The following is a 24,611-nucleotide window of genomic DNA, read 5'->3' as shown; positions in this document are numbered from 1 at the left end:
CGGCGGGGTGTATGTGGGCGTGGGGAACGGCGGCGTGGGGGAAGGCGGTGTGGGAGTGGGCCGGGGCGGCCTGGTGGGGCTGGGAGTGGGAGTCGGGGTGGGCGTGGTGCAGGGCCAGTGCCAGTCCGGCGGCATCGGCCAGCCGGTCGGCCCGTGCACCGGCTCGCGCACCCCCGCGCTCGCGCACGCGTCGGCGGGCCGCGCCGCGGCCGCGGGCGGCCGGGCCTGCGCGGAGCGCGGTGCGAGGAGCACCGCGAGGATCACCAACAGTGGTATCAAAAGCGCAGGTTGGACACTGCGGAAACGTTGCGAACCCTTCACGCCGTGATGGTGCGCAACGTGGGCCGCCATCAGCCGCCGAACGGGCCCGATTCCCCCGAACGATGGAATACCGTACGGTCGCCTGCGTGAGAACAGCCGAGGTGTTCACACCGCGGACGTACGCCACCGCGGTCCCGTACGACTTGTTCCGTCGGCTGCGGGCCAACCGGCCGGTGTGCTGGGTCGAGGAGCCCCCGGTCGGCGACTGGCCCGCCGGACCCGGCTACTGGGCCGTGCTGCGCCACGCCGACGTCAAACACGTCCTGCGCACTCCCGGGACCTACTCCTCGTACCTGGGCGCCACCCAGATCCGCGACCCCGACACCGAGGACGACCTCGCCTTCGTCCGGGCGATGATGCTCAACCAGGACCCGCCGGATCACGCGCGCATCCGGCGCGTCGTGGCCGCGGCCTTCACCCCGCGCGCCGTACGGGAGCTGGAACAGGTCATCGACGCGCGGGCAGGACACCTGGTGGCGGAGGTGGCACGGGCGGGCGAGGCGGACTTCGTCACCGTGGCCGGCGACCTCCCGGTCTGGACACTGGCCCATGTCATGGGCGTCCCGGAAGAGGACCGGCAGCTCCTCTTCGACTGGTCGAACCGCGTCATCGGCTACCAGGACGCCGCGTACGCCACGTCCGGCACCGCCGACCCCGCCCGGCTCAGCCCGATGGGCCGGGCCGCGCTACGGGAACGTCCCGCCCCCGCGGCCCGCCCGGGCGGCCGCCCGGTCAATCCCCGCTCCCGCCGCGCACTGGCCGACATGTTCGCGTACGCCCACGCGCTGGCCGAGCACCCGCGCCCCGGCACCGTCATGGCACACCTGCGGGAAGGCGGCCTGACCCGCGCCGAGTTCGAGAACACGTTCTTCCTCTTCGCCGTGGCCGGCAACGAAACCCTGCGCAACGGCATCCCGGGCGGCCTGCTCACCCTCCTCCAGCACCCGGACCAATTCGCCCGCCTGCGCCGCGAACCGCACCTGACCGACAGCGCGGTCGAGGAAATCCTGCGCTACTGGCCCCCGGTCATCGACTTCCGCCGCACCGCCACCCGCGACACCGAACTCGGCGGACAGACCATCCGGCGCGGCGAAAAGGTCGTCGTCTACCACGCCTCCGCCAACCGCGACGAAACCGTCTTCCCCGACCCCGACCACTTCGACATCACCCGCGCCCCGAACGACCACGTCAGCTTCGGCTTCGGCCCGCACTTCTGCCTGGGCAGCCATCTCGCCCGGCTCCAGATGCGAGCCGTACTGCGCCACGTGCTGGAACAGCTACCCGGCCTGGAACTCGCGGGGGAGCCGGTGCGGTTGGTCTCCAACTTCCAGAATGGGCTGCGCAGTCTGCCGGTGAGGGTGCGGTGAGCGAACGTACCGCGCACACCGTTGGTGCAACGCGTGTCCACCATCCGTGAAGAGCCATCGCCCGGCACGGCGGATGCCGGGAGTCAGTCCCCATGAGTGATCTTCGGCCGACTGAGCCGGAAGAGGAAAACCAGGCGTTCCACCGGAACCTCGGCGACGGCCGCTACGACAGCAGCGCCGCCACCGCGGGACCGTGGAGCGCCGGGACCCAGCACGCCGGCCCGCCCTCGGCCCTGCTGGGCCGGGCACTGGAGGAGGGCGGGGCCCGCGAAGGATTCCGTATCACACGGGTCACCGTCGACCTGCCGCGCCCGGTACCGTCGCGGAACTGCACGTCCAAGTACGCACCCTCCGCTCCGGTGCGCGCACAGAGCTGGTCGAAGGCGAACTGACCTCCAACGGCGACACGGTCATGCCGGCCCGAGCATGGCGGACAACCGCCGCCCAAGCCGACACCCCACCCCTCTGCCCGACGAACGAACCCCCTCCCCGGCTCGCAGGCGCCGCGGACGGGCGGCTCTTCGATGGGGTGGGGGACTGTGGGTGCGTCTTGCAGACGCTTCTGATCGCCGGTCGCTGACTGCTTGCTTGGAACCCGTCGGGCGCCTTTTCTTCCCCGAAGACCTGACCCGAAAACGGGTCAGGTTGTCTGGAACCGGCGAAAGCAGACAACTTTGGAAAGACTGATTTGACTCTTTTTAAGACAACATTAAGACTTCTCTGGCGTTCGTCGTGTACACATCCAGGTCGCCCATACGGGGGGCTAGAGGGGTTCTTGATCACAAAGATGCATAAGAGCGACACAAGCCTCACGCGTGCCGGTTCCGCCCGTGCCCGGCGCCTCGTCACGCACGGCATCATCACCGCCACGGCCCTGGCCGCCGTCACCGGCCTCGCCGCTCCGGCCGGCGCCTTCGCCGCTCCTTCGGGTGCGGTGAGGGCGGCGGATGTCATCCGCACCAGCGAGAAGGAGCGGGTCAACGCGGGATACAAGCTCGGTTTCGAGGTCACCACGGAGCAGCTCGGAATGAGCGACCGCGACTTCATCATCGTGCTGTGGGAGAAGGCCAAGGATGCCGGTGAGAAGCTGAGCGCCGTGCGCCAGGCCGCCGAGGAGGCCATGGCCAGCACCTCTGCCGACGACCACGCCTACTTCATCACCACCGGCATCGGTCAGGCACGCGAGGTCGACCGGAAGCGGGAGGAGGAGCGGGCGGCCGCCGACCGGATGGCGCGGACGATCAAGTCCCAAGCCCTGATCGCGGTCGGCATCCCCAATAGTCCCGACCTGCTTGCGCTCAGCGACGACAACTTCATCCGCGCGGTCATGAAGCACGACGCCGCCACGCCGGAGGTCAAGAAGGCCGCCTCCCTCGCTCTGGGCGAGAAGGACCCGGCCGTCTGGCACGAGTTCATCACCAACGGCGCTCGTGAGGCCCACGACCGCGACATGGAGAATGAGCGCAAGGAGCTGGAGCAGAAGAACCGGGAGGAGGCCCAGCGCCGCAAGGAGCTGAACGCCCGCAACAGTGCCGCCTCCCTGTTCAACATCGTGCCTTCTGAGGCCATGCTGAGCCTCAGCGACGACAACTTCATCCGTGAACTGATCCGCCTGACACCGGTCGACGCCCAGCGTTCCGAGCTCTTCGCCGCGGCCCAGAAGGCACTGAACAGCTCCGACGCGGCGGACTGGCAGGCATTCATCCACTCCGGCGCCGCCCACGCCTACAAGCGTGACGCGGACATCTACGCCAAGAAGATCGCCGAAAGGGAGCGCAACGAGGCCCTCGCGATCCAGGCCCGGGCCGCGAAGACCGGCGTGCGCCCCAACCTCGTCGCCGCGGCGGAGAAGGCGCTGCAGGGCAGCCCCGAGGACGTCTCCCGCTTCCTCTTGGAAGGCCAGTTCCGGGCCCTGCGGCAGTCCTTCCAGTCCGGCAGCTCGAAGCTGAGCGGCTGGTACATCCGCCAGTCCAGCGTCGACGGCGGCGACAGCTTCCTGACCCCGGTGAGCGCAAAGGGCAAGGAAGCCGACCGCGAGGACGCCACCTGGGTGGTCAAGGACGCGCTGGCCGGCGGGCCCGGCTGCTACTCTTTCGAGTCCGTGCGCAAGCCCGGTTTCTACCTGTCGTTGAAGGACGCCCGGGCGCGGATCGCTCCGAACGACGGCACCTCGCAGTTCGCCAAGGACGCTAGCTGGTGCGCGCGTAAGGGCCTGGCCAATTCCGGCACATCCTTCGAGTCCGTGTCCAACAAGGGGCACATGCTGCGGCAGTACAAGGGAGACATCTACGCGGCCGTCAAGGGCGGTAAGCGTGGTTTCGAGGCGGCCAAGGACTTCGAGCAGGACGCCACCTGGAACATCTCCACGCCGCTCGCGGGCTGACCGGCCCACCTGAACCATCCGACGTCACCGACGTCAACACTTTGCAAAGAAGAACGGAACACACGATGTCTCGGCCCATCCGCGCCGCGCTGGCCACGGCCGCCTGTCTCACCGCGCTCGTCGGCGGCGCGACCACCGCACACGCCGCCCCGGCCACGTCCGCCTCCGCCCCGGCCGCGGTGAAGCTCCAGGTCGCACACAGCGGCAAGTGCCTCACCATCGCCAACGGCAGCTTCCGCAACGGAGCCAACGCCGAGCAGTCGACCTGCGTCGACGGCCTCGACAACCAGGTCTTCGAGCTCGCTCCCGCCGGTGACGGAACCTTCGAGGTGCGGGCGAAGCACAGCGGCAAGTGCCTCGAAGTACGGGGTGGCGGCACCAAGGCGGGCGACAACGTCTGGCAGTGGTGGTGCGGCGAGGGCGATCACCAGCGCTGGCGGTTCCGCCTGGTCGAGGTCGCCAAGGAACTGTTCGAGCTGCGCCCCGAGCACGCGCCGAACCTCTGCCTGGAGGTCAAGCACAGCGAGATGGCCGACGGTATCAACGTCGCGCAGTGGAACTGTCACGGCGGCGACAACCAGCGCTGGCGCATCCTGCCGGTGACCGGCTGACGCGTCGCCTGCCGACCACATTCCCCTGAATGACGACAACACTGTGAAGAAAGAGAACCACACGATGGCACGGATCACCCGAGCCGCGCTGGCCACGGCCGGCATGGTCGCCGCGCTGGCCGGCGGCACGACGACCGCCCACGCGGCAGGCGCCGCTCCCGCCCCGGTCGTGGAGACCGTCCAGTTCCAGCTCGCCGCCACCGGCAAGTGCCTGGACGCCTCCCCTTACACGGCGGGGGACCAGATGAAGGTGCAGCAGCTTTCCTGCAACGGTGCCGACGCCCAGAAGTGGCGCGTCGTGCCCGCCGCGGAGTCCACCTTCGAGCTGCGCAACGTGGTGAGCGGACGCTGCCTCGAAGTGCGCCGGTCGCAGACCCAGTCCGGGGCCGAGGTCTGGCAGTGGCCCTGCAACGGCGGCAAGCAGCAGCGCTGGACGTTCGGTCTCCTGGACCCGATCAACAAGCTGTACGAGATCCGACCCACCCACACCGGCGACCAGTGCCTGGACATCGGCCACGCCCAGGACACCGAAGGTGCCGCGATCTGGCAGTGGAAGTGCAACCAGGGCATCGCCCAGCAGTGGCGCATCCTGCCGGTCAAGTGACCGACTGAGCCGTGCCGTTCGGGGCACGGCTGACACGGGCCGTGAAGGGGCAGCGCCGTGCCGGTCTGGCGGGGCGGTGCTGCCCTCACGTCCGCACTTTTTCACGTAACCGGCTGCAGCCGTGCCGCGCTGTCTGCCGCAATTCTTCTCCGAGGGGACTTGAGTGAGACGTCAGTGGTGGATCGCCCAGGCGTTGACGTGCAGCGTACTGGCCGGCGCGAGCGCCGTCGCGGGGACGGCATCGGCGTGGGCCGACGGCCCGGGCGGTGTTCCGGCAGCCCGGAGCGGGACCTTCGCTCAGGCCTCCGACGCGACCGCGCTCATGACCGCCGAGGCGGCTGAGAACGCCCGCAAGGAAGTGCGCCGTCTCGCGACGTCGCACCCGCTCGCGGAAGTCCGTGTGTCGGCCTGGAACGCCCTGCGGAGTGAAGATCCGGAGGCGATCGCGAAGTGGTTCGCCCCCGATGGCGGTTACGAATACGCCCGTGGCCGGGCTCGGACCACCAGGGCCCGCAACAAGGCATTCATCGAGCGGGTCATCCGTACGCACACCAAGAGCTATTCGCCCGAGGTGCGGGCCGCTGCGGAGCGGGCGCTGAAGGGCACCCCCGCCGAGCAGGCGACATTCGTCCGTACGGGATACGCCGAGGCCCAGAAGCACGACCGTGCCCAGCGCGAGGCTGACACCCAGCACAAGCAGGAAGTCGCCGAGGCCGAGCGTGAGGTCGTGCGCCGTCTCGCCGAGGACGACCCGGGCGAGCAGGTACGGACGGCGGCGCAGTGGGCGCTGCGGGCCGGTGCCACGGACGAGGACGTCGCGGAGTTCTTCGGCTACGGCTGGGTGTCCGGCGCCGCGCTGGACCTGGAGAGCCGCCGGTCGCGGATCGCGGACGCGGAAACGGTCCGCCACCACACCCTGACCCGTCTGATCCAGGAGGCCGCGGCGGCCGAGGAAGCCGTCAAGGGCGCCTCCGACGCGGCGAAGGCCAGGGCAGAAGCCGAACGGGCCTGGCAGGCTGTGGCCGAGCACGCCGACGCCGCACGCAAGGCGTGGCAGGCCGAGCGGGCTGCCGCCGAGACCCAGTCGGCGAACTGGCAGACCGTCGCCGAGCGGGCCAAGAACTCTGCCGACGGCATCTGGAAGAACATCAACGAGTCGGCCAAGTCCAACTGCGAAGCCTGGTCCAAGGAGCAGGCGGACGCCGCCGAATCGGCCGCCTTCTGGCAGAACATGTTCGACCGTGCCAAGGAAGGCGAGAGTCGAGCCAAGGGCTGACCGTCTTTTCCGCTTTTCTGTGCCGTCATCTCCGACTTTCCTGCTCCTGCCCTGCCCGGACGCCTCTTGCGTGTGGGCAGGGCAGGGCCCATTTCTGTATCCATTGACTAAGGGGGGTCTTCCCTTGATAGCCAGATTCCGGCCCAGAGCCGGACGGTCACGCATGGGCGTGACCGGAACCATGAGCAAGGCCGTTTCCGCGGTCGTCGCCATGGCGGTGCTGGGCACGACGGCGACCGAAGCCGTCGCCGCCATGCCCGCCAAACCCGCCGAGAAATCGTCGTTCGCCCAGGCGATGGCGACGCTCGACGCGGCTGCCGCATCGCTGCCGAAGCCCGGCGCCACGACGAAGGCGCCCGCGAATTCCGAGCTGGACCGGCTCAGCGCGGATCGCGACCGGCAACTCGTCGAAGACTTCGCGGAGTTCGACGAAGAAGAGGAAGTCCGCGAGGCCGCCAAGAAAGCCCTGGAGAGCGACGACCCGAACGCGATCCGGGAGTTCCTGGAGCACGGTGAGGCCGAGGCCCGCAAGCGTGCCAAGGACGAGAAGACCGATAACGACGCCGAGAACCGCAAGAAGATCGAGGCGATGCGCGGCACCGGCGGGCCGCACTTCAACGCCGAGGTCGAACGCGTCCTGGGCGCCAAGGCCACCGCCACGGACCGCGCGAACTTCCTGGCGTTCGGGGCGCAGATCGCGCGGGACCAGGACGCGAAGGACGAGAAGACCGCCAAGGAGCGCGCGGCCGAACTCCGTCGGCGCGTGGAGATGCTGGCCGACGCCGGCGGCCCGGAGGTGAAGGCGGCGGCCAAGGCCGCGCTCGCCACCGGCGACGACGCGGCCATCGCGGAGTTCCTGGACAAGGGCTACCTGGTCGCCGCGCGGAAGGACGCCGACAACCAGGCAGCCCACGAGAAGGCTCTGAAGGAGGCCCAGGAGGCTGCCGAAAAGCTCCGGGACCTGGCCCGCAAGGCCGCTCGCGCGGCCGAGGCCCGCACCAAGCTGATCGGCCACCACGGGGAAGCCCTCAAGGCCCTCAAGGACGCGTCCAACGCCATGACGTCGGCCGCCGCGGCCGCACGTGAGGCCGACCGGATGCTCTCGGCCGACCGTGCCGGCAAGCGCCTGTCCTCGTATGACAAGGTCAAGACCGAGGCGGCCCGCCAGGTGGAGTACGCCACCCACGCGGCCAAGGCCGCCCAGGTCGCGGCCGCCCAGGCCAAGATCCAGGCCGACGAGCTGGTGGACACCGGGCTGACCCACGGCACCGAGTGGTCCGAGGTCGCCTCCGGCATGGCGGCCGCCGCCGACGCGGCGGTCAAGGCGAGCGAGACCGCCCAGCACGCCGTGGACGCCACGGCCGCCGACGCCGCGGCGCTCAACTCCAAGAACGCGGCCGAGGCGCACGAGCAGCAGGCCAAGCAGTGGCGCGCCAACGCCGAGCAGCACGCCAAGGCGGCGGCTGCGATGGCCACGGCCGCCGAGAAGCAGGCCAAGGTCGCGGCCGACGCGGCCGCCCGGGCCAAGACGGCCCGTGTCGAGGCGGAGAAGGCCGAGGCGGAGGCGTGGGAGCACGCCAAGAAGACCCGTGCGGCCCGCCTCGAAGCCGAGCGGCAGGCGAAGATCGCTGCCGAGCAGCGTCAGATCGCCGAGCGCGAGCGGAAGCTGGCCGCCGAGGCCCGCGCCCGCGCCGAGAGCGAGCGCAACGCCGCCGCCGCGGCACGGGCTCGCGCGGAAGCCGAGGCCCGTACCGCCTCGGCACTGCGGGCACAGGCCCAGTCGGCCGCCGCCACCGCCGCCTCGGCGCGCGCGAGCGCGGCCGAGAAGGAAGGCATCGCCGCCAAGGCGGACGAGCGGGCCCGGGGTGATGAGCGGGCAGCTCACGAGGCCCGGGACAAGGCGTACCAGGCGGAGCAGAACCACCGGGCCAAGGAGGCCAAGGCCAAGGCCACCGAGGCGATCGCCGCCTCCGGCCGTGGCACCCTCAACGCCGCTGAAGCTCGGGCCGCTGCGGACGGCGCCCGCCAGGACGCCAACACCGCGGGCGCGGCTGCCGGTCAGGCACGCAGCGCCGCCGACGGCGCCAGCGGTGCGGCCGTACGTTCCCGTGCTGCCGCCACCGAAGCCGCCGGACACGCCGCCCGGGCCCGCGCCGCCGCTGCCGAGGCCGGGGCGCACGCCGCCAAGGCCAACGCCGCCGCCAACAAGGCCGAAGCCGCTGCCGCTGCCGCCAACGCCGCAGCCAACAAGGCCGAGTCCGAAGCCGCCCTCACGCACGCTGCGGCGCAGCGCGCCAACGCGGCGGCGGCCGAAGCCACTGCCCAGGAAGCTCGCGCGGGCATCGCTGCCCACGAGTCTGCCCGCCTGGCCGGGCTGGCCGCGATGGAGGCCAACAACGCCCTCCAGGCAGCCAACCGCACCAAGGAAGAGGCCGAAGGCGCGGTCCGCGAGGCTGCGATGGCCAGGCTCCAGGCCACCACCGCGGTGCACGCCTCCACAGCCGCCCGCTCCACCGCCGCCGGCATCGCCGACCCGGCCAACACCGCCATCGAGATGACCGCGCCCTTCACCGGCTCGGACGTCGACGCGGACTTCGCCACGCAGGTGGCCAAGGCCGCCCTGGAGACCGGCCAGGAGCAGGTCGAATCGGCCGAGGCCAAGGCCGTCGAGGCGCTCAAGGCCGCCAAGGCCGCCGAGGACGCCGCCAAGCGCGCCAACGCCCAGGTCGCACCGGCCTTCAAGGCCGCCGCCGACGCGGCGACTTCCGCGGCGAACGCCGCACGCTCGTCCGCCAACGCCATGAAGTCCGCCGCCCAGGCGGCAGACGACGGCGCCAAGGCCCGTGCCGCGGCAGCCAGCGCCAACAAGGCCGACGCCCAGGCCCAGGCCGACGCGAAGGCCGCCCGCCAGGCCGCCAACCAGGCCTACGCGGACGCCAAGGCAGCCCGCGACGCGGCCAACGCCGCCGAGGCCGAAGCAGCCCGCGCCCGCGGCGCCGCAGCCGAGGCCACGCAGCACGCCAACGCCGCTGCCGCCGCCGCTTCCAAGGCCGAACACGAGGCCTCGGTCGCCCAGAGCGCCGCCACCCAGGCCGAGAACGACGCAGCAGCCGCCAGCAAGCTGGCCGACTCCGCCGAACAGCACGCCAAGTCGGCAGAAGCGTCAGCTAAGAAGGCCAACCAGTACGCCCAAGAGGCGAAGGAATCCGCCGAGAAGGCGGAGGCTTACGAGCGCGAGCAGGAGCGCAAACGGCGCGAGGAGTCGCTGAAGGAGGAGAGCGCCAAGGGCGATGCCGAGAAGCTCACCGCGGGTGAGGAGGCAGCTCTCAAGGCTGCCGGCATCACGCCCGAAGAGCTCGCGGCAGCTCGTGAACTCGACGACAAGGGATTCCTCGGCTTCCTCAAGGAACACGGCGCCGAAATCCTGGTCTCCCTTCTTGGCCTCGACGACGTCAAGGCATGCTTCACCAAGGGAGACATCGAGGCCTGCGTCTGGACTCTCATCGGTGCGCTTCCCTGGAGCAAGGCTTTCCAGGCCATCAAGGAAGCCCCGGCGATCGGCAAGGCCATCTACCGGACCATCACGGGCATCGGCAAGTTCATTGAGGAGTCCGAAAAGGCGAAGAAGCTGATCCGCAAGAGCAAGGAGATCATCGAGAGGTTCCGTAAGGCGCCTTGTGTAAAGAAAAACAGTTTTACGCCGGAAACCCCTGTGGTGATGGCCGACGGCTCACGTAAGCAGATCAAGGACGTTCAGGCCGGCCAACAGGTTATCGCCACTGACCCGACAGTCGGCCGGACTGAGGCGCGAGCGGTCACTGATGTGATCGTCGGTGACGGCCGGAAGAACTTGGTCGAGGTGACTATCGAGACTGGCGGAGTGAAGGACTCCTTGGGAGTGGTCGATGCCACCGAGGGGCATCCGTTCTGGGTAGCCAGCCGGAGTCGCTGGATGGATGCCAAGAACCTCAAGGTGGGCGACCGGCTCCGTACCACTCACGGTGAACTCAAGAAGGTTGTGAGCGTCCGTACGTGGACCGAGCACCGTAGGGTCTACAATCTTTCCGTCGCGGGCATCCATACCTACTACGTGATGGCGGGCGGGACTTCCGTCCTCGTTCACAACAGTAGCTGTGGTCCCGAGGTTTACATCAATGATGCGCAGTTCGGCAAGAAGTGGGGTAAGCACGCTCAGGACTACAAGCTCAATCCCGGTGATCCTGCGGCCCGTCAGTGGTTCCGTGACAAGATCGCGGACGTCCGTAATGCCGCGGACGAGGTGCGGCAAGGTCCCTGGAACCCTGAGAGCGGAGGTGGGAATGACTACCTCTTCTATCGAAAGGGTAAAGACCTCCTGCTGGCGAAGAGTGATGGGGAGTTTGTCACCATGTTTCCCATGGAAGAGAAGCTGAACCGCTGGTTTGCGGAGGCGAAGCCCTATCAAGGGGGAGCTTGACATGAACCAGCCCCTGAGGGTCGGACAGAAGGTAAGGTCCGCGTTCGCGCTCGAGTACTTGGCCGGGGAGGATAACGCTGGTTCGCCTGTCGAAGGCGTCGAGTTCTTGATGGCTTCAGAGGGGTCCGTCCTTCTCTTCAGCGGTACGGATTGGACGCTGAGAACCTCGGAAGGTGGGTGGCCGAAACTGCCTGACTGGTGCTGGCCTGCCGAGTTGTGGAAGCGCAGCACGATCGAAGGGGTGGGAAGCCTGGGGTTCGACGAGATCGTCGGAGTGTCTGAGGTGCTCAACTCCGTTGGGGAGCTTAGTGGCCTTCGTCTGGAATTTCCCATGGCGTACCTGACGGTCAGGTCGGGTGAAGTGATGACATGGGACATCTCTCGTAAGGAACCGCGCTAGCGCGCATGACGTGATCAGCACATGGCAGAAGCCCTGGCGGAACATTTCCGGCAGGGCTTCTGCGTTATCACTGCTTGGTGCGCGTCCCGAATGGAAATTGACTGTGTCGGACGCTTGCGTTCTGATAGGCGTGCTTGTCGAGCAAGCGTGCATATGCGAGACGGTGCGCGCTGCACCGCCCTATACGCCTCCGCCACTTACCCTCGCACAGCCAACGAAACTCCGAACCTCCCCTCCCCATCAGTCCACCACCGGCTCATCTCAAACCCCGCAACCCCCAGTTCCTCCCGCACCCCTGCCTCCCGGAACTTCGCCGAGACTTCCGTCCGGATTTCCTCGCCCTCGGCGAACGGCACGGCCAAATCCAGCGCCGGGACCTTCACCGTCAGCTCCTTCCTCGCCCGCAGCCGCATCTCGATCCACTCGCGCTCCGCATTCCACAGCGCCACGTGTTGGAAGTCCTCCGGGTTGAAGTCGGCCCCCAGTTCGCGGTTGATGACGTTGAGGACGTTCTTGTTGAAGTCGGCGGTGACGCCGGTCGCGTCGTCGTAGGCGGCCACCAGCGTCGCCTCGTCCTTGACCAGGTCGGTGCCCAGGAGTATGGCGTCGCCGGGGGAGAGGAGGGCGTGGGCGGAGCGGAGGAAGGTGGTGCGTTCTTCTGGGAGGAGGTTGCCGATGGTGCCGCCCAGGAAGGCGAGTAGGCGGGGGCCTGGGGTGCCGGGGAGGGTGATGCCCTGTTGGAAGTCGGCTACGAGAGCGTGGACGGTCAGGGTCGGGTGGAGGGTCAGGAGGGTTTCGGCGGCGGAGGTGAGGGCGGATTCGCTGACATCGACCGGGACGTAGGTGTGCAGGTCGGTCAGGGCTTCGATGAGGTGGCGGGTTTTGTCGGAGGAGCCGGAGCCGAGTTCGATGAGGGTGCGGGCGCCGGTGGCCGTGGCGATGTCGGTGGAGTGGTTGATCAGGATTTCGCGTTCGGCGCGGGTGGGGTAGTAGTCCGGCAGGGTGGTGATCTCGTCGAAGAGTTCGCTGCCTCGGGCGTCGTAGAACCATTTGGGCGGGAGTTGCTTGGGGGTGCGAGTGAGGCCGTGGGCGACGTCGGCGCGGAGCGCGGCGGTGGTGGCGTCGGCGGGCAGGGTGCGGGTGACGGTGAGGGGACTCACGCGGCAGGCTCCTTGAGCGGGGTGAGGAGGACGTCGGTGGGCGTGGCCGCGAGCAGGGTGTACGGCGGGACCTCGGTCCAGTGGGGGGAGGCGTCGTACGGCTCGGAGGCGACGGTGGTGCTGCGGCCGGGTTCGGCGAGGTAATAGAGGGAGTCGCCCCAGGTGGTCGCGGCGATGGTGGCGCCGTCGGTGAGGAGCAGGTTCAGCCGGGCGCCGGGCGCGGCGGCGGACACCGCCGTGACGGTGTCGGCCAGTGCCTCGGCGGGGTCCATGCCGGCGCCGAGCCGGTAATGCACCAGTGCCCAGAGGAAGGCTGAGTCGCAGCGGGCCGGGAGGGAGAGGAGTCGTTGTGGGGGCAGGTCGGCGGCCAGGTTCGCCAGGGAGCCGGGCCAGCCCGGGACCGCGCCGTTGTGGCTGAAGAGCCAGGGGCCGTCGGCGAAGGGCGCGGCAGCCGCCTCCGCGTCCGCGCCGGCGAAGGTGGCGTCCCGTACCGCGGCGAGCAGCGCGGTGGTGCGCACCACCCGGCCCAGGTCCAGGATGCCGGGGTCGGCCCAGATGGGGCCGGCCCTGCGGTACCGGGCGGGCACCGGGTCGCCGGGTGCGTACCAGCCGACGCCGAAGCCGTCCGCGTTGACCGTGCCGCTGACTTGGCGGCGCGGTTCCCACGATTGCCGGTACAGGCTGTGCGGCGGCGCGGTGATCAGGGCGCTCAGAGGGACCTCCGGGCCCAGGTAGGCGAGGTGGCGGCACATCAGGGTCGCCTCCAGGAGGTGATGGGTCGCGCTGTCGGGGGCGGTGGAGGAGTCGGGGCCCTCATGCGCCCGCCGGGTCCGCGTCGCGGGCGGTGCGGAAGCCGGCGAAGATCTGGCGCCGTACCGGCAGGTCCCAGTTGCGGAAGGTGCCGCGGCAGGCGACCGGGTCGACGGCGAAGGAGCCGCCGCGCAGCACCTTGTACGGCCCGCCGAAGAAGACCTCCGAGTACTCGCGGTACGGGAACGCGGCGAAGCCGGGGTACGGGAGGAAGTCGCTCGACGTCCACTCCCAGACGTCGCCGATCAGTTGGCGTACGCCGAGGGGGGACCGGCCGTCCGGATAGCTGCCGACCGGAGCGGGGCGCAGGTGGCGTTGGCCCAGGTTGGCGTGGGTGGGGCCGGGGTCCTCGTCGCCCCACGGGTAGCGCCGGGAGCGGCCGCCGGCCGGGTCGTGCCGGGCGGCCTTCTCCCACTCCTCCTCGGTGGGCAGCCGCCGGCCCGCCCACCGCGCGTACGCGTCGGCCTCGTACCAGCTCACGTGCAGGACCGGTTCGTCCGGCGGCACCGGCTCGGTGACGCCGAAGCGGCGCCGCAGCCACTGCCCGCCCTCGCGCCGCCAGAACAGCGGCGCGTGCAGGCGGTGTCCGCGTACGTGGTCCCAGCCCTCGGCGGTCCACCAGTGCGGTTCGTCGTAGCCGCCGTCCTCGATGAAGTCGAGGTACGCGCCGTTGCTCACCGGGGTGGTGTCGATGTGGAAGGACGGCAGGAGGCGCCGGTGGGCGGGGCGTTCGTTGTCCAGGGCCCATGGCTCGGTGGAGGTGCCCATCGTGAACGGGCCGGCCGGTACGAGGACATCGGCGGGCAGGCTGTCGCCGGAGGTCACCGGCGGTTCGGGGGCCGTGAGCGCGGCCGGGCCGTGCCGCAGTTGGTGCGTGATGAGCATGGTCTCGTCGTGCTGCTGCTCGTGCTGCGCGATCATGCCGAACGCGAAGCCGGAGTCGAGCAGCGGTTCGCCGCGCAGCGGGCTGCGCTCCAGCACGTCCAGGACCCGGCTGCGTACGTCCGCCACGTAGCCGTGTGCTTCGGCGGGCGGCAGCAGGGGCAGGGACGGGCGCTCGGCACGCGGGTGCTCGAAGGCGTCGTACACGGAGTCGATGTCCGGGCGCAGCGCGTCCCGCTTGCCGACCGCGCGCAGCAGCCACTGCTCCTCCTGGTTGCCGATGTGCGCCAGGTCCCAGACCAGCGGCGACATCAGCGGGGAGTGCTGGGCGGTGAGGTCACGGTCGTCGACGCAGGTGGTCAGCAGGCGGGTCCGGTCACGCGCGGCGAGCAGGGCGCGCGCCGCGCGTTCCCGGAGCGACTCGGGGTCGCGGGACTCGGGAGCGTGGGTCACAGGCTGTCCTTCCCGGGAGTGAGCTGGTTCTCGTACGCGCCGTCCGCGATGGGTGCCGTACGCGCCGTGCCGCCGGGTGGCGCGGCTTCCGGCGGTGATCCGTCGGCGGGTTCAGGGGACGCGGTGACCGCCGTCCCGGCCGTCGCGAACTCCGCCGCGTAGGCCCCGTCGAGCAGGTCGTCCGCCGGGCAGCGGCCCCGGGCCACATAGCGTTCGGTGAACCGGGCGACCGCGTCGGTCACCGCGGCCGGGGCGCCCAGCCGGGGCAGCGCCTCCTGCGCGATGGTGAAGCAGGCCAGCGCGGCGGCCCGCAGCTCCGGGTCGGTCAGGGCGCCCCGGGTGGCGTGCCGCCACAGCGGGTTGCGCGGGGCCGGTCGCGAACCGGCCGTCTCGGCGAGGGGCTTGACCACGCGGTATGCGCTCTCGGCGGCCTCCGGGTCGTCGAAGAGCGCGGCCGTGACGGCCAGCGGCACGATCCAGCCGCCGTCCCCCGGCTGCGCGTCGATCATGCGCAGCTCCAGGTGCCCGCGCGGCCGCACGGGCGGGAAGAGCGTGGTGACGTGGTAGTCGAGGTCCTCCTCGGTGGGCGGGCGCGGTGTGCCCGTACGGACCCAGTCGCGGAAGGTCAGCCCTTCGGGCGCGTCCCACGGGCCGTCGTCGCTGCGGACGCACATCACGGGCGCGTCCAGGACGTAGTCGGCCCAGGCGGCCCGCGGGTCCGGGCCGTCGGGCGGGGCGAGGGTGCGGGCCGGGTCCATCTGGGACCACACCACCTGGCGGGTGGAGCGGTAGCCGGTCGGGCAGCCCTCGCTGACGGGCGAGTTGGCGAAGGCGGCGACCAGTACCGCGCCCAGCAGATGGGCCAGCCGCCAGCGGCGGCCGATCCCCAGTGGGCCGGGCTCCTCGTGCCCGGCGTCCAGGCAGACCTGCACGGACGCGGTGCCGCACATCATGGATCTGCCCGCGTGGCCCCAGCGGTCGAAGTACGCCTCCATGGCGTCGTAGCGGGGTTCGGTGAGTACCCGCCGTGGGGGGTGCCAGGGGTTGTGGCCGTGGCCCGCCATGCCGAGGCCCAGCTCCCGCACCGCGGGGCGTACCAGGGCCAGGTCGGCCGAGACGGCCTCGATGCACGCGGTGAGGGAGGTGGCGGGCAGCGAGCTGAGCTCTAGCTGTCCGCCGGGTTCGAAGGTGAGGGCCGAGCGCAGGGGGAGGGCGCGCAGTGCGGCGGCCGCTTCGCGGTGTCGTGCGGGGGCGACGGGACATCGGGGGTTGCGGGCGTCGTGGACGAGCCACTCGATCTCGACGCCGATGCGGCGGGGTGGTCCGGTCTTGAAGCAGATGCCACGCAGGTGGGCCTCCAGCTCCGCCTCCGTGACCGCCGGCCGTGCGGGCATGGGCTCCAACTCCTTCGGAATCGGGACGGGGGCGCCGTCCGACTGCGGAATTGCCGCCCCCCACCTAAGCGGGTGCGGGCGGTGCGCTCAAGGGCACATTCTCGTCGCCCCGGTGCCGGCGCGCGAGGGCACCGGCCGGGGGTGACGCGGGCCCGGTGCCGGTGCACCCGTTCCTGCCTGGGATTTTCCGGTGGTGCCCGCGATACGGAGGGTTCGTTTCTTTGTGCGAATTTGGTGGAAGGGTAGGTGAAGGGGGCGCCGGACGCGCCCGGGCCGGACGGCCCGGACCGCCGTTCCGGGCCGCGTGGGGTCGTCCGTGCGCGCCCATGCGGTGTCGGGGCGCGTCGTGGCCCGGCGCTCGGTGCCGTACGGCGCCGGACGGGCTCACGTACGATCCTCGGGGCCGCCCCCGGGCAACGCCGCCCCCGGGCAACGCCGCCCCCGGGCAACGCCGCCCACAGCGACGGCGGTCGGGCACCCACGGGACGAGGGGCGAGGGGGCAGGACGAGGGGACGGGAGCACGCGATGACAGGTTCGGGAAGCGGCGGCCGTGGCAAGGCGGCCCGGCCCCTGGCGGTCTTCGACCTGGACGGCACCCTCGCCGACACCGGACACCGCCAGCACTTCCTGGAGCGCCGGCCGCGCGACTGGAAGGGCTTCTTCGCCGCGGCACCGGACGACCCGCCGCTGGCGCCCGGCGTGGCACTGGCCCGGGAGAGCGCCGGGGAGTGCGAGATCGTCTACCTGACCGGCCGCCCCGAACGCTGCCGCCGCGACACGCTGGCCTGGCTCTCCCGGCACGCCCTGCCCGAGGGACGGCTGTACATGCGGCCGAACGAGGACCGGCGCCCCGCCCGGTACACCAAGCTGGAACTGCTGCGCCGCCTGGCGGGCGGCCGCGAGGTGCGCCACGTCGTCGACGACGACGAACTGGTCTGCGCCGCCTGCGAGCAAGCGGGCTATCCGGTCGTACGGGCCCGCTGGGCGGCCCCCTCCGCCGACCTGAGGGACGCCCAGGAGCGCGAGGGCCGCACCTGACGCATGCCGGTGGGCGGGGCGGAGCTGCTCATCCCGTCTACACCCCGCCCCTTCACCCCGCGAACCGGGCGCGCCGGGCCGCCTGGGCGCCGCGTTCGTCGCAGTCCGGTGCGGGCCACCACGGGAGCCCGCGCCGTCACCCACCGCCGTCCCGCCGGGGTGAACGCCCCGTCCGTGCCTGGTGGCGGCGGGCTTTCACGCGGTTGCCGCACCGTTCCATGGAGCACCAACGGCGGTTGTGCGCGGGCGAACGGTCGACGAAGCGCAGGGCACAGCCGTCCGCGCCGCAGACGCGTACCCGTAGCACGTCGGGCGACGGCAGCAGCGTCACCGCGTCCTGGGCGACCGGAGCGAGGCTCGCGGCCAGGTCGGCGGGTGCCGGGGCGGCCGCCATCGACATCACGAGCTTGCCGCCCACCACGTCCAGTTGAGGCGCGGGGGGTGGGAGAGCCGCTGCCGTCCTGTTGAGGAGACTCAGGTCGGCCGGGGCAGGGAGCGAGCCGCCCGCCGCCGCGAGCACCGCCCGGTCCACCGCGTCCCGCAGCCCTCGCGCCAGGGCGAGCGCCTCGGCGTCCTCCGACGCCGGACGGGCCGGTACGGACAGCCCGGCCCACTCCAGCCATCGCCGCAGGTCACTCGGTACGAGCAGGGTCTCGCGCGGGGTGCGCTGCCGGTCCCGCAGGGTGTTGACGAAGTCCAGGCATATCCGCCCGCCGTACCGGAGCCACGCGTCCTCGCTCGACATGCTTGCCAGCGTACTAACCCCCTGAGAGGGTTGGTACCGGCGCGGGCCGTACAGCGGTCCTGCCCGGAGACGGCTCGTGAACGGCGTGGAAGGGAACGGACGGTGGACGGTACGACCACGGGCGTGGCCCAGGTGGACGGCTTACGGCTGCACTACACCCGGGCGGGCTCCGGCCCGCTGGTGGTGCTGCTGCACGGCTGGCCGCAGACCTCCCGGTGCTGGTGGCCGGTCCTCGGCGAACTGGCCCGTGACCACACCGTCGTCGCGCCCGACCTGCGCGGCTACGGCCGCAGCGACAAGCCCACGACCGGCTACGACAAGCGGCGGATGGCCGCCGACATGGCAGGTCTCGTCGAGTCGCTGGGCTTTGAACGGGTTGCCGTCGTCGGGCACGACCGAGGCGCGCGGGTGGCCCACCGCTGGGCCCTGGACCGGCCCGAGCAGGTGGAGCGGATCGCCCTCCTGGACATCGTGCCGACGCGCGAGATGCTCCGCCGGATGGACGCCACGATCGCCGCCGGGTACTGGCACTGGTTCTTCCACCTCCAGCCCGACCTGCCGGAACGGCTGGTCGGCCCGGACGTCCGCGGTTATCTGGAGTACTTCTTCGAGCGGTGGACGTACAACCGGCACGCGCTGTCCGAGGAGGCCGTGGACGCGTACGTGGCGGCGTTCTCCCGCCCTGGCGCGCTGCGCGCGGGCTTCGACGACTATCGGGCCACGGAGGCCGACACCGCGCTGGACGACGCCGACTTCGCGGCGGGGCGGCTGCTGACCGTGCCCGTACTGGCCCTGTGGGGGTCGGTCGGCCTGCCCGCGCGGTTGCCGACGCTGGACATCTGGCGGGACTACGCCGCCAGCCCGGAGCAGGTGACCGGTGCGGAGATCGCCGACTGCGGTCACTTCATCGCGGAGGAGGCGCCCGAAGCGCTGCTCGCCCACCTGCGCGACTTCCTGCCGAAACCCACCTGACGGGCCGGCACTCGCGGAGCGGCCGTTCGTGGGGTCGGGCCGGGCCCGAAGATCCCGGGCTGCCCACATGCGGGGAGCGGGCCCACGCGCCGCGGCTCACCGCCCAACCCCACGTGCCGTAGCCCACCGCCCGCTCCACCCGCTGCGGCCCGCCGTTCGCCCCACGCGCCGCGGCTCACCGCCCGCCCCAGCCTCACGCCCGCCCCCCCCCGGCCGGCAGCGCGGCGTGCGGCAGGGCCAGCACCCCGTCCGGCCCCGCGAACTCCGCGCACCGCGCGTCGTACCGGCGCCTCATCTCCGCGATGGTCGCGGGCGGTCGGCCCACCACGACCTGGCCGGCCGACGCCACCCCGGCGGCGGGCCCGCTCCACCACGCGTCGGCGGTGGCCCGGTGTTCCCAGGTGAGCGTCGCGCAGCGGACGTCCGCGAGTCCGGCGTCGCGCAGCAGGCGGGCGAAGCCCTTTTCGGTACGGGGGAAGTCGCCCCCAGGGGCAAGCAGGGGCAAGCAGGGGCAAGCGGGGGCAAGCAGGGGCAAGCAGGGGCAAGCGGGGGCAAGCAGGGGCGGATGGGCCGGGCGCGTGACGCCCGCGGCGTGGATCGCGCGCCCCAGCAGGGCCTGGCCGGGTGCCGGTGGGGCCGCCCAGATGGAGAGCGCGATCCGGGCGCCCGGGCGTGCGGCCCGGCGCAGTTCGGCGAGTGCCGCGCGGGGGTTTCCGACGTGATTGAGCACGAAATTGCCCAGCACGGCGCCGAACCGGCCGTCGCCGAAGGGCAGCCGGGGCAGGGCGGCGACGCACACGTCCGCGTCCGGGACGGCCGAGGACACGCGGGCGGCCATGCCGGGGTCGGTGTCCACGGCCGTCACCGCGGCGCCCCGCGCGCCGGCGGCGCGGGCCGTCGTGCCGGGGCCGGTCCCGGCGTCGAGCACGCGCAGGCCGTGACACACGCCCGCCGCGTCGAGCAGCGCGGGCACCGGATGGGCGCAGAGCGCGGCGTAGCTTCGTACGCCTACGCCGCTGCCCGGCCGGCCCAGGCGCGGCGTTCGGCGTCGTCGAAGGCGGTGGAGTGCGGCATGGTCACACATCCTTTCCCCGGCCGGTGGCCGACGCCCTGTCAGGGAGCCCGGAATACCCGGGCGTACCGGCATCCTGCCGCTCGCCGGTGGTGCGGCACACCGGCGTCCGGACAGTGGCGAAGAAAACGGACGGTACCCCTCCGAAACTTGTCACGGGCACGAGGAGGCTATTGGATCAGGGGGCCGAGGTGCGTACCATGCGCCATAGTTGATCAATCAAAGACCGGCATGTCTGTTTCCCTGCCCGACCGAATGTGCCATGACGCTGCTGAGAGGTGGTCAGGAGTGGGACCCGAGCTGACCGTTCCGCCGACCTACTCGCCCATCCCGCCCGCCCGTCACCCCCGGCACAGGGAGATCGAAGCCCGGACGACCGCTTGGGCGAATCGTTTTTCCATAGGCTCCGACGAGCTGCGCGGACGCCTGGTCACCCACGGGATCGGCGGCTTCGCCGCCCGCATCCTGCCCGACGGCCGCGAGGAGGTCGTCTCCCTCCTCGCCGACTTCGTCCTCTGGCTCTTCGGCGTCGACGACGGCTACTGCGAGGAGAGCGACCTCGGCCACGACCCGGGCGCGCTGACCGGCGTGCTGCACCGGCTGCTGCGGGTCGCGCAGAATCCCGAGGCCCCCGTCCTGCCCGGCGACAGCCTCGCCGAGGGCCTTCGCGACCTCCGCCACCGCGTCTCCCGCCACGGCACCGCGGGGCAGGCCGCCCGCTGGATCGACGCCCTGCGCGAGTACTTCTTCTCCGTGGTGTGGGAGGCGTCCTACCGGCGCTCGGGCGCCGTGCCGAGCCTGCCCGACTACACCCTGATGCGCCTGTACGACGGGGCGACCTCGGTCGTCCTGCCGATGCTGGAGATGGGGCACGGCTACGAACTCCAGCCGCACGAGCGCGAGCACACGTCCGTGCGCGCCGCGGCCGAGATGGCCTCCTTCATCATCACCTGGGACAACGACATCTTCTCCCACCACAAGGAGAGCCGGGGTCCGGGCTACTACCTCAACGTGCTGCGCGTCCTGCAGAACGAGTACGGCATATCCCAGGACGAGGCCCTGACCACGGCGATAGCCCAGCGGGACCGGGTGCTGACGCTGTTCATGCGCCTGCGCGCGCACCTGGCACAGCAGGCCAGCCCGCAACTGCGCCAGTACCTGCACAATCTGGGTACGTTCATCCGCGGGTCCCAGGACTGGGGCATCACCTCCCTGCGCTACACCACCCCGGACGACCCGGCCCGGCTGCCCTCGGCGCTGCGCTCCACGCCCACCGACGACAGCCACGTGCCGCTGGGCATCCCCGTCATCTCCTGGTGGTGGGGACTAGTCCCGGCTCCCCACGCCCAAGCGCACGAAGCAGCAGCGGACGGCGGGGCGCGCACGCACGCGTGGGCGGCGCAGCCCGCCGGCTGACCGGTCACTCCGCCGGGTCGTCCGGACGCTCGCCCAGCCGGTTGCGGGCGGTCAGCGACCGCTGGAGACGGGTGAGCGCGCCGCTCGGCGACCGCCTGCGCAGCGCGGCGCGCGCCGCGTTGGCGCCGGGCGCGCCGTGCACGCCGCCGCCCGGATGCGCCCCGGCCGAGGCCAGGAAGAGGCCCTTGACCGGCGTCTCCGGGCGGCCGGTGCCCGGCACCGGGCGGAAGACGAGCTGCTGGTGCATGGCGGTCGTACCGCCGTTGATGGCGCCGCCGTGCAGATTGGCGTCGAGCGCCTGGAGCGTGGGCGGCGCGAGGATGCGGCGGGCTCGGACACGGGTCCGGAAGCCCGGCGCGTACCGCTCCACCTGCTCCTCCAGCCGGTCCGCCATCGCCTCCCGCTCGCCGCGGCTCCAGGTGCCGGTGATGCCGGCGCCCCCGGCGTCCGCACGGATGTCGTGCGGTACGTGGGTGTACGCCCAGGCCGACTCGGTGCCGGCCGGTGACCGGGTGGCGTCGGAGGTGGTCATCTGCCCGAAGAGGGCGAACGGCCGGTCGGGTACCCGGCCCGCCGCGAGCTGCGCGGCGAACCGTGTCAGTTCGTCGACGCCGTCGGCCAGGTGCACGGTGCCGGCCGTCGCCGCCTCCCGGGCGGTCCACGGCACCGGGCCGTCCAGCGCCCAGTCGACCTTGAACGTCGCGAAGTCCCACTCGAAGCGGCGCAGGTCCGCCAGCAGCCGGGTGGGCAGATGGCGGCTGTCGACCAGGTCGCCGTAGAGGGACGGTACGGAGACGTCGGCCAGTACGGCGCGGCCCGCCGGCACCGACTCGCCGCCCGCGGTACGCACCGCCACGGCGCGGCCCGCCCGTACGACGACCTCGGTCACGCGCTCGCCGCAGCGCAGCACACCGCCGCGCGCCTCCAGCCGTCGTACCAGGGCCGTGGTCAGCGCGCCCGCGCCGCCGACCGGCACGGGAAAGCCGTACGACTGGCCGAGCATGGTCATCAGCCACCCGAAGCCCCCGCTGCCCGCGGCCTCCGGTGCCAGGTCGGCGTGCAGGGCGTTGCCCGCGAGCAGCAGCCGGCCGCCCTCGCCGCCGAACTCCTCCTCGCCCAGGCGCCGTACGGGCAGCACGAACGTGCGGGCCAGCCGCAGGCCGCCCGCGCTGTGCAGCCGGGCGGCTAGCCGGGCCGTGGCCCGTACCGGTGGGAACGGTGTGAACAGGGCGCTCAGGATGTCGGGCCCCACCCGGTCCCAGATCGCGCAGAGCCGCTGCCAGGCGTCGCCGTCGCCGGAGGCGAAGCGGTCCAGTCCGTCGGCGGTGGCCGGCCGCCGGCGTTCCAGCACCGCGCACCGGCCGTCGGCCAGCGGATGCGCGAGGACCCGGGGCGCGTGGCTCCACCGCAGCCCGTGGTCGTCGAGGCGGAGCGCGGCGAGTACGGGCGAGGCGGCGGCCAGCGGATAGAAGGAGCTGCACAGGTCGCTGACGAAGTCGGGGTGGACGCCGCGGTCGCTGCGGACCGCGCCGCCCGCCTCGGGCTGCGCCTCCAGCACCTCCACGCTCCAGCCCGCGTCGGCCAGCAGATTGGCGGCCACCAGCCCGTTCGGGCCGGCGCCGATCACCACCGCGTCCGGCATCGCCGCTCCCTCCCGTCCGGGCCCGGGGCCCGGATGCCCGTGTACTGCGCCATCAGACCGCCTCGCTCGGCTGCCGCGGGCAGCTCTCCACGACCTTGGCGAGCCGGCTCAGCATGCTGCGGTGCCTGATCTGGAACAGCGCGTCCAGGACGGTGTTGTGCAGCACTCCGCCGGGCCCCTGTAGGGGGTGTTCGTCCACGATGACCAGGCTGTGGTCGCCCCAGGGGCGGATCTCGATCGCGATCCGCGCGGTGCCCAGCGCGCCGCTGTCCACCTCCAGCTCCAGTTCCCGTGGGGCTTCGCAGCGTCGGACGACGGTCCGGCCGGAGAGCGTCCACGGGCCCAGGCGCACGCTGTAGGAGAGTGCCGCCCCCAGCTCCGGCCAGTCGCCCTCACACGGCTGCGACCGGTAAGGACCGACCACCCAGTCCTGATACCGGCGGCCGTCGGCGAGCACCGCCCACACCGCGTCGGGATGTCTCTTGATCAACTGATGTCTTGCCGCCATGCGGCCTCCAACGTCGGGGGAACCGGTCGCCGGCGCGCGGCCGGCCCGGGCCGGTCCCTTCGCTCCGGCCCCGGGACTCGTATGGGTGCCCGCGAAGGCGCCGGCCACACCGGCCCGGTGCGCCGGGTCGTGCCGCCGCCGCGGCGTTACGTTGGACGGGCCGTTTCCGTACCGCCCGGGCACCGCACACGGACCGTGGAGGACCGACATGAGCCGCGACCTACCCCTGCGCGGACGCACCGCCGTGGTCACCGGCGCCGCACGCGGCCTGGGCGCGCACATGGCGTGTTCACTCGTACGGCGGGGAGCCGACGTGGCGCTGCTCGGCCTGGAGGAGGACGAGTTGGAGCGGGTCGCGGCCGGACTGCCGGGGCACGCCGCCCACTGGCCGGTGGACGTCACCGACCAGGACGCGATGGACCGCGCCGCCGCGCTCGTGGAACGCCGCTTCGGCCCGCCGTCCGTCGTCGTCGCCAACGCCGGGGTGGTGGCGGGCGGCCCCTTCCTCGACACCGACCCGGCCGTCTGGCGCCGCGTCGTCGAGGTGAATCTGATCGGCAGCGCGGTGACCGCCCGCGCCTTCCTGCCCGCGCTCCTGCGCACCCGGGGCTACTTCCTCCAGGTCGCCTCCCTGGCGGCCATCGGACCGGCGCCGATGCTGTCCGCGTACTGCGCCTCGAAGTCCGGTGCGGAGACGTTCGCGCAGGTGCTGCGCGCCGAGCTGGCCCACCGCGGGGTGGGGGTCGGCACCGCCTACCTGAGCTGGGCGGACACCGACATGGTCCGGGCCGCCGACCGCCGGACGGCGATGCGGGAGCTGCGCGCCCACCTGCCGTGGCCCGCGTCGAAGACCTACGACGCCGGGCCGGTGGCCGACCGTATGGTCCGGGGCGTCGAACGGCGGGCCGCCACGGTCTACGCACAGCCGTGGCTGCGTGCGGGCCAGGTGGCGCGCGCCGTCCTGCCGGGGATCGTGGCCGAGGGCTCCCGCCGCGCGTTCCTGCGCCTGGCCGGACGCGCCGACCTGACGGCGACCGGCCTGCTCGGGGCGGGCGGCCGGGCGGCGGAGGCCGCCGGTGACTCCCACCGCTGAGGCGTTC

Annotated in this window: 20 protein-coding genes; 12 read left to right on the top strand and 8 right to left on the bottom strand. The window is 72.0% G+C overall.

Annotation, left to right across the window (positions count from 1 at the left end; translation table 11 throughout):
• The first annotated feature begins 383 nt into the window (after positions 1-383).
• From ACH4EB_RS17530 to ACH4EB_RS17495, 8 genes are all read left to right on the top strand, one after another.
• Positions 384-1,688, top strand: coding sequence for a cytochrome P450 (locus tag ACH4EB_RS17530; RefSeq protein ID WP_398348396.1), 1,305 nt, complete (start codon positions 384-386; stop codon positions 1,686-1,688).
• Between the two features lie 92 nt (positions 1,689-1,780).
• Complete coding sequence (locus tag ACH4EB_RS17525; RefSeq protein ID WP_398348395.1) at positions 1,781-2,080, top strand: acyl-CoA thioesterase domain-containing protein; 300 nt, start codon at positions 1,781-1,783, stop codon at positions 2,078-2,080.
• Positions 2,081-2,475: 395 nt separating this feature from the next.
• Positions 2,476-4,071 carry an AbfB domain-containing protein gene (locus tag ACH4EB_RS17520; RefSeq protein ID WP_398348394.1) on the top strand — a complete coding sequence of 532 codons (1,596 nt, stop codon included), beginning with the start codon at positions 2,476-2,478 and terminating at the stop codon, positions 4,069-4,071.
• 65 nt (positions 4,072-4,136) lie between these two features.
• Positions 4,137-4,682: an RICIN domain-containing protein gene (locus tag ACH4EB_RS17515; protein ID WP_398348393.1), complete on the top strand. Its 546-nt coding sequence runs from the start codon at positions 4,137-4,139 to the stop codon at positions 4,680-4,682.
• 64 nt (positions 4,683-4,746) lie between these two features.
• Positions 4,747-5,286, top strand: coding sequence for an RICIN domain-containing protein (locus tag ACH4EB_RS17510; protein WP_398348392.1), 540 nt, complete (start codon positions 4,747-4,749; stop codon positions 5,284-5,286).
• 163 nt (positions 5,287-5,449) lie between these two features.
• Positions 5,450-6,562, top strand: coding sequence for an ALF repeat-containing protein (locus ACH4EB_RS17505; RefSeq protein WP_398348391.1), 1,113 nt, complete (start codon positions 5,450-5,452; stop codon positions 6,560-6,562).
• Positions 6,563-6,743: 181 nt separating this feature from the next.
• The gene (locus ACH4EB_RS17500) at positions 6,744-11,018 is read left to right on the top strand and encodes a polymorphic toxin-type HINT domain-containing protein (RefSeq protein WP_398348390.1); all 4,275 of its coding nucleotides are present in this window, start codon (positions 6,744-6,746) and stop codon (positions 11,016-11,018) included.
• A gap of 1 nt (position 11,019) precedes the next feature.
• The gene (locus ACH4EB_RS17495) at positions 11,020-11,418 is read left to right on the top strand and encodes a hypothetical protein (protein WP_398348389.1); all 399 of its coding nucleotides are present in this window, start codon (positions 11,020-11,022) and stop codon (positions 11,416-11,418) included.
• Between the two features lie 197 nt (positions 11,419-11,615).
• Here the strand turns inward: ACH4EB_RS17495 and egtD are convergent, their stop codons facing one another.
• The 4 genes from egtD to egtA all read right to left on the bottom strand — a co-directional run bounded on the left by egtD (position 11,616) and on the right by egtA (position 16,117).
• Complete coding sequence (egtD, locus tag ACH4EB_RS17490; RefSeq protein WP_398348388.1) at positions 11,616-12,578, bottom strand: L-histidine N(alpha)-methyltransferase; 963 nt, start codon at positions 12,576-12,578, stop codon at positions 11,616-11,618.
• Positions 12,575-13,330: an ergothioneine biosynthesis protein EgtC gene (egtC, locus tag ACH4EB_RS17485; protein ID WP_398348387.1), complete on the bottom strand. Its 756-nt coding sequence runs from the start codon at positions 13,328-13,330 to the stop codon at positions 12,575-12,577. Before egtC ends, egtD begins: the two co-directional genes overlap by 4 nt.
• Positions 13,331-13,391: 61 nt before the next feature.
• Positions 13,392-14,723 carry an ergothioneine biosynthesis protein EgtB gene (gene egtB / locus ACH4EB_RS17480; protein WP_398348386.1) on the bottom strand — a complete coding sequence of 444 codons (1,332 nt, stop codon included), beginning with the start codon at positions 14,721-14,723 and terminating at the stop codon, positions 13,392-13,394.
• The gene (gene egtA / locus ACH4EB_RS17475) at positions 14,720-16,117 is read right to left on the bottom strand and encodes an ergothioneine biosynthesis glutamate--cysteine ligase EgtA (RefSeq protein ID WP_398348385.1); all 1,398 of its coding nucleotides are present in this window, start codon (positions 16,115-16,117) and stop codon (positions 14,720-14,722) included. The genes egtB and egtA overlap by 4 nt, the downstream gene beginning before the upstream one ends.
• A gap of 526 nt (positions 16,118-16,643) precedes the next feature.
• Here egtA and ACH4EB_RS17470 point away from each other — a divergent pair.
• The gene (locus ACH4EB_RS17470) at positions 16,644-17,156 is read left to right on the top strand and encodes a hypothetical protein (RefSeq protein ID WP_398348384.1); all 513 of its coding nucleotides are present in this window, start codon (positions 16,644-16,646) and stop codon (positions 17,154-17,156) included.
• Between the two features lie 136 nt (positions 17,157-17,292).
• Here ACH4EB_RS17470 and ACH4EB_RS17465 read toward each other — a convergent pair whose 3' ends face one another.
• Complete coding sequence (locus ACH4EB_RS17465; protein WP_398348383.1) at positions 17,293-17,901, bottom strand: CGNR zinc finger domain-containing protein; 609 nt, start codon at positions 17,899-17,901, stop codon at positions 17,293-17,295.
• Between the two features lie 102 nt (positions 17,902-18,003).
• On the opposite strand from ACH4EB_RS17465, the gene ACH4EB_RS17460 reads away from it, so the two are divergent.
• Positions 18,004-18,873, top strand: a complete 870-nt coding sequence (locus ACH4EB_RS17460; protein WP_398348382.1) for an alpha/beta fold hydrolase — start codon at positions 18,004-18,006, stop codon at positions 18,871-18,873.
• 193 nt (positions 18,874-19,066) lie between these two features.
• Here ACH4EB_RS17460 and ACH4EB_RS17455 read toward each other — a convergent pair whose 3' ends face one another.
• A complete protein-coding gene (locus ACH4EB_RS17455; protein ID WP_398348381.1) occupies positions 19,067-19,846 on the bottom strand; it encodes a class I SAM-dependent methyltransferase in 780 nt (259 codons plus the stop codon).
• A 387-nt stretch (positions 19,847-20,233) separates the two neighbouring features.
• On the opposite strand from ACH4EB_RS17455, the gene ACH4EB_RS17450 reads away from it, so the two are divergent.
• Positions 20,234-21,361, top strand: coding sequence for a selina-4(15),7(11)-diene synthase (locus ACH4EB_RS17450; protein ID WP_398348380.1), 1,128 nt, complete (start codon positions 20,234-20,236; stop codon positions 21,359-21,361).
• Between the two features lie 4 nt (positions 21,362-21,365).
• Here ACH4EB_RS17450 and ACH4EB_RS17445 read toward each other — a convergent pair whose 3' ends face one another.
• Together ACH4EB_RS17445 and ACH4EB_RS17440 are read right to left on the bottom strand one after the other, a co-directional pair.
• Positions 21,366-23,003: a phytoene desaturase family protein gene (locus ACH4EB_RS17445; RefSeq protein ID WP_398348379.1), complete on the bottom strand. Its 1,638-nt coding sequence runs from the start codon at positions 23,001-23,003 to the stop codon at positions 21,366-21,368.
• 52 nt (positions 23,004-23,055) lie between these two features.
• On the bottom strand, positions 23,056-23,511 hold the full coding sequence (locus ACH4EB_RS17440; RefSeq protein WP_398348378.1) for an SRPBCC family protein: 456 nt from the start codon (positions 23,509-23,511) through the stop codon (positions 23,056-23,058).
• 208 nt (positions 23,512-23,719) lie between these two features.
• Here ACH4EB_RS17440 and ACH4EB_RS17435 point away from each other — a divergent pair, with 208 nt between their 5' ends.
• Entirely contained in the window at positions 23,720-24,604 is an 885-nt protein-coding gene (locus ACH4EB_RS17435) for a short-chain dehydrogenase/reductase (protein WP_398348377.1), read from the top strand.
• Positions 24,605-24,611: the final 7 nt, after the last annotated feature.

It is taken from the genome of Streptomyces sp. NPDC018045 (genome assembly GCF_044327445.1).
Taxonomy (GTDB): Bacteria; Actinomycetota; Actinomycetes; order Streptomycetales; family Streptomycetaceae; genus Streptomyces.
The sequence above is the reverse complement of the archived record's forward strand: the minus strand, read 5'-3'. Positions and strand labels throughout refer to the sequence as shown.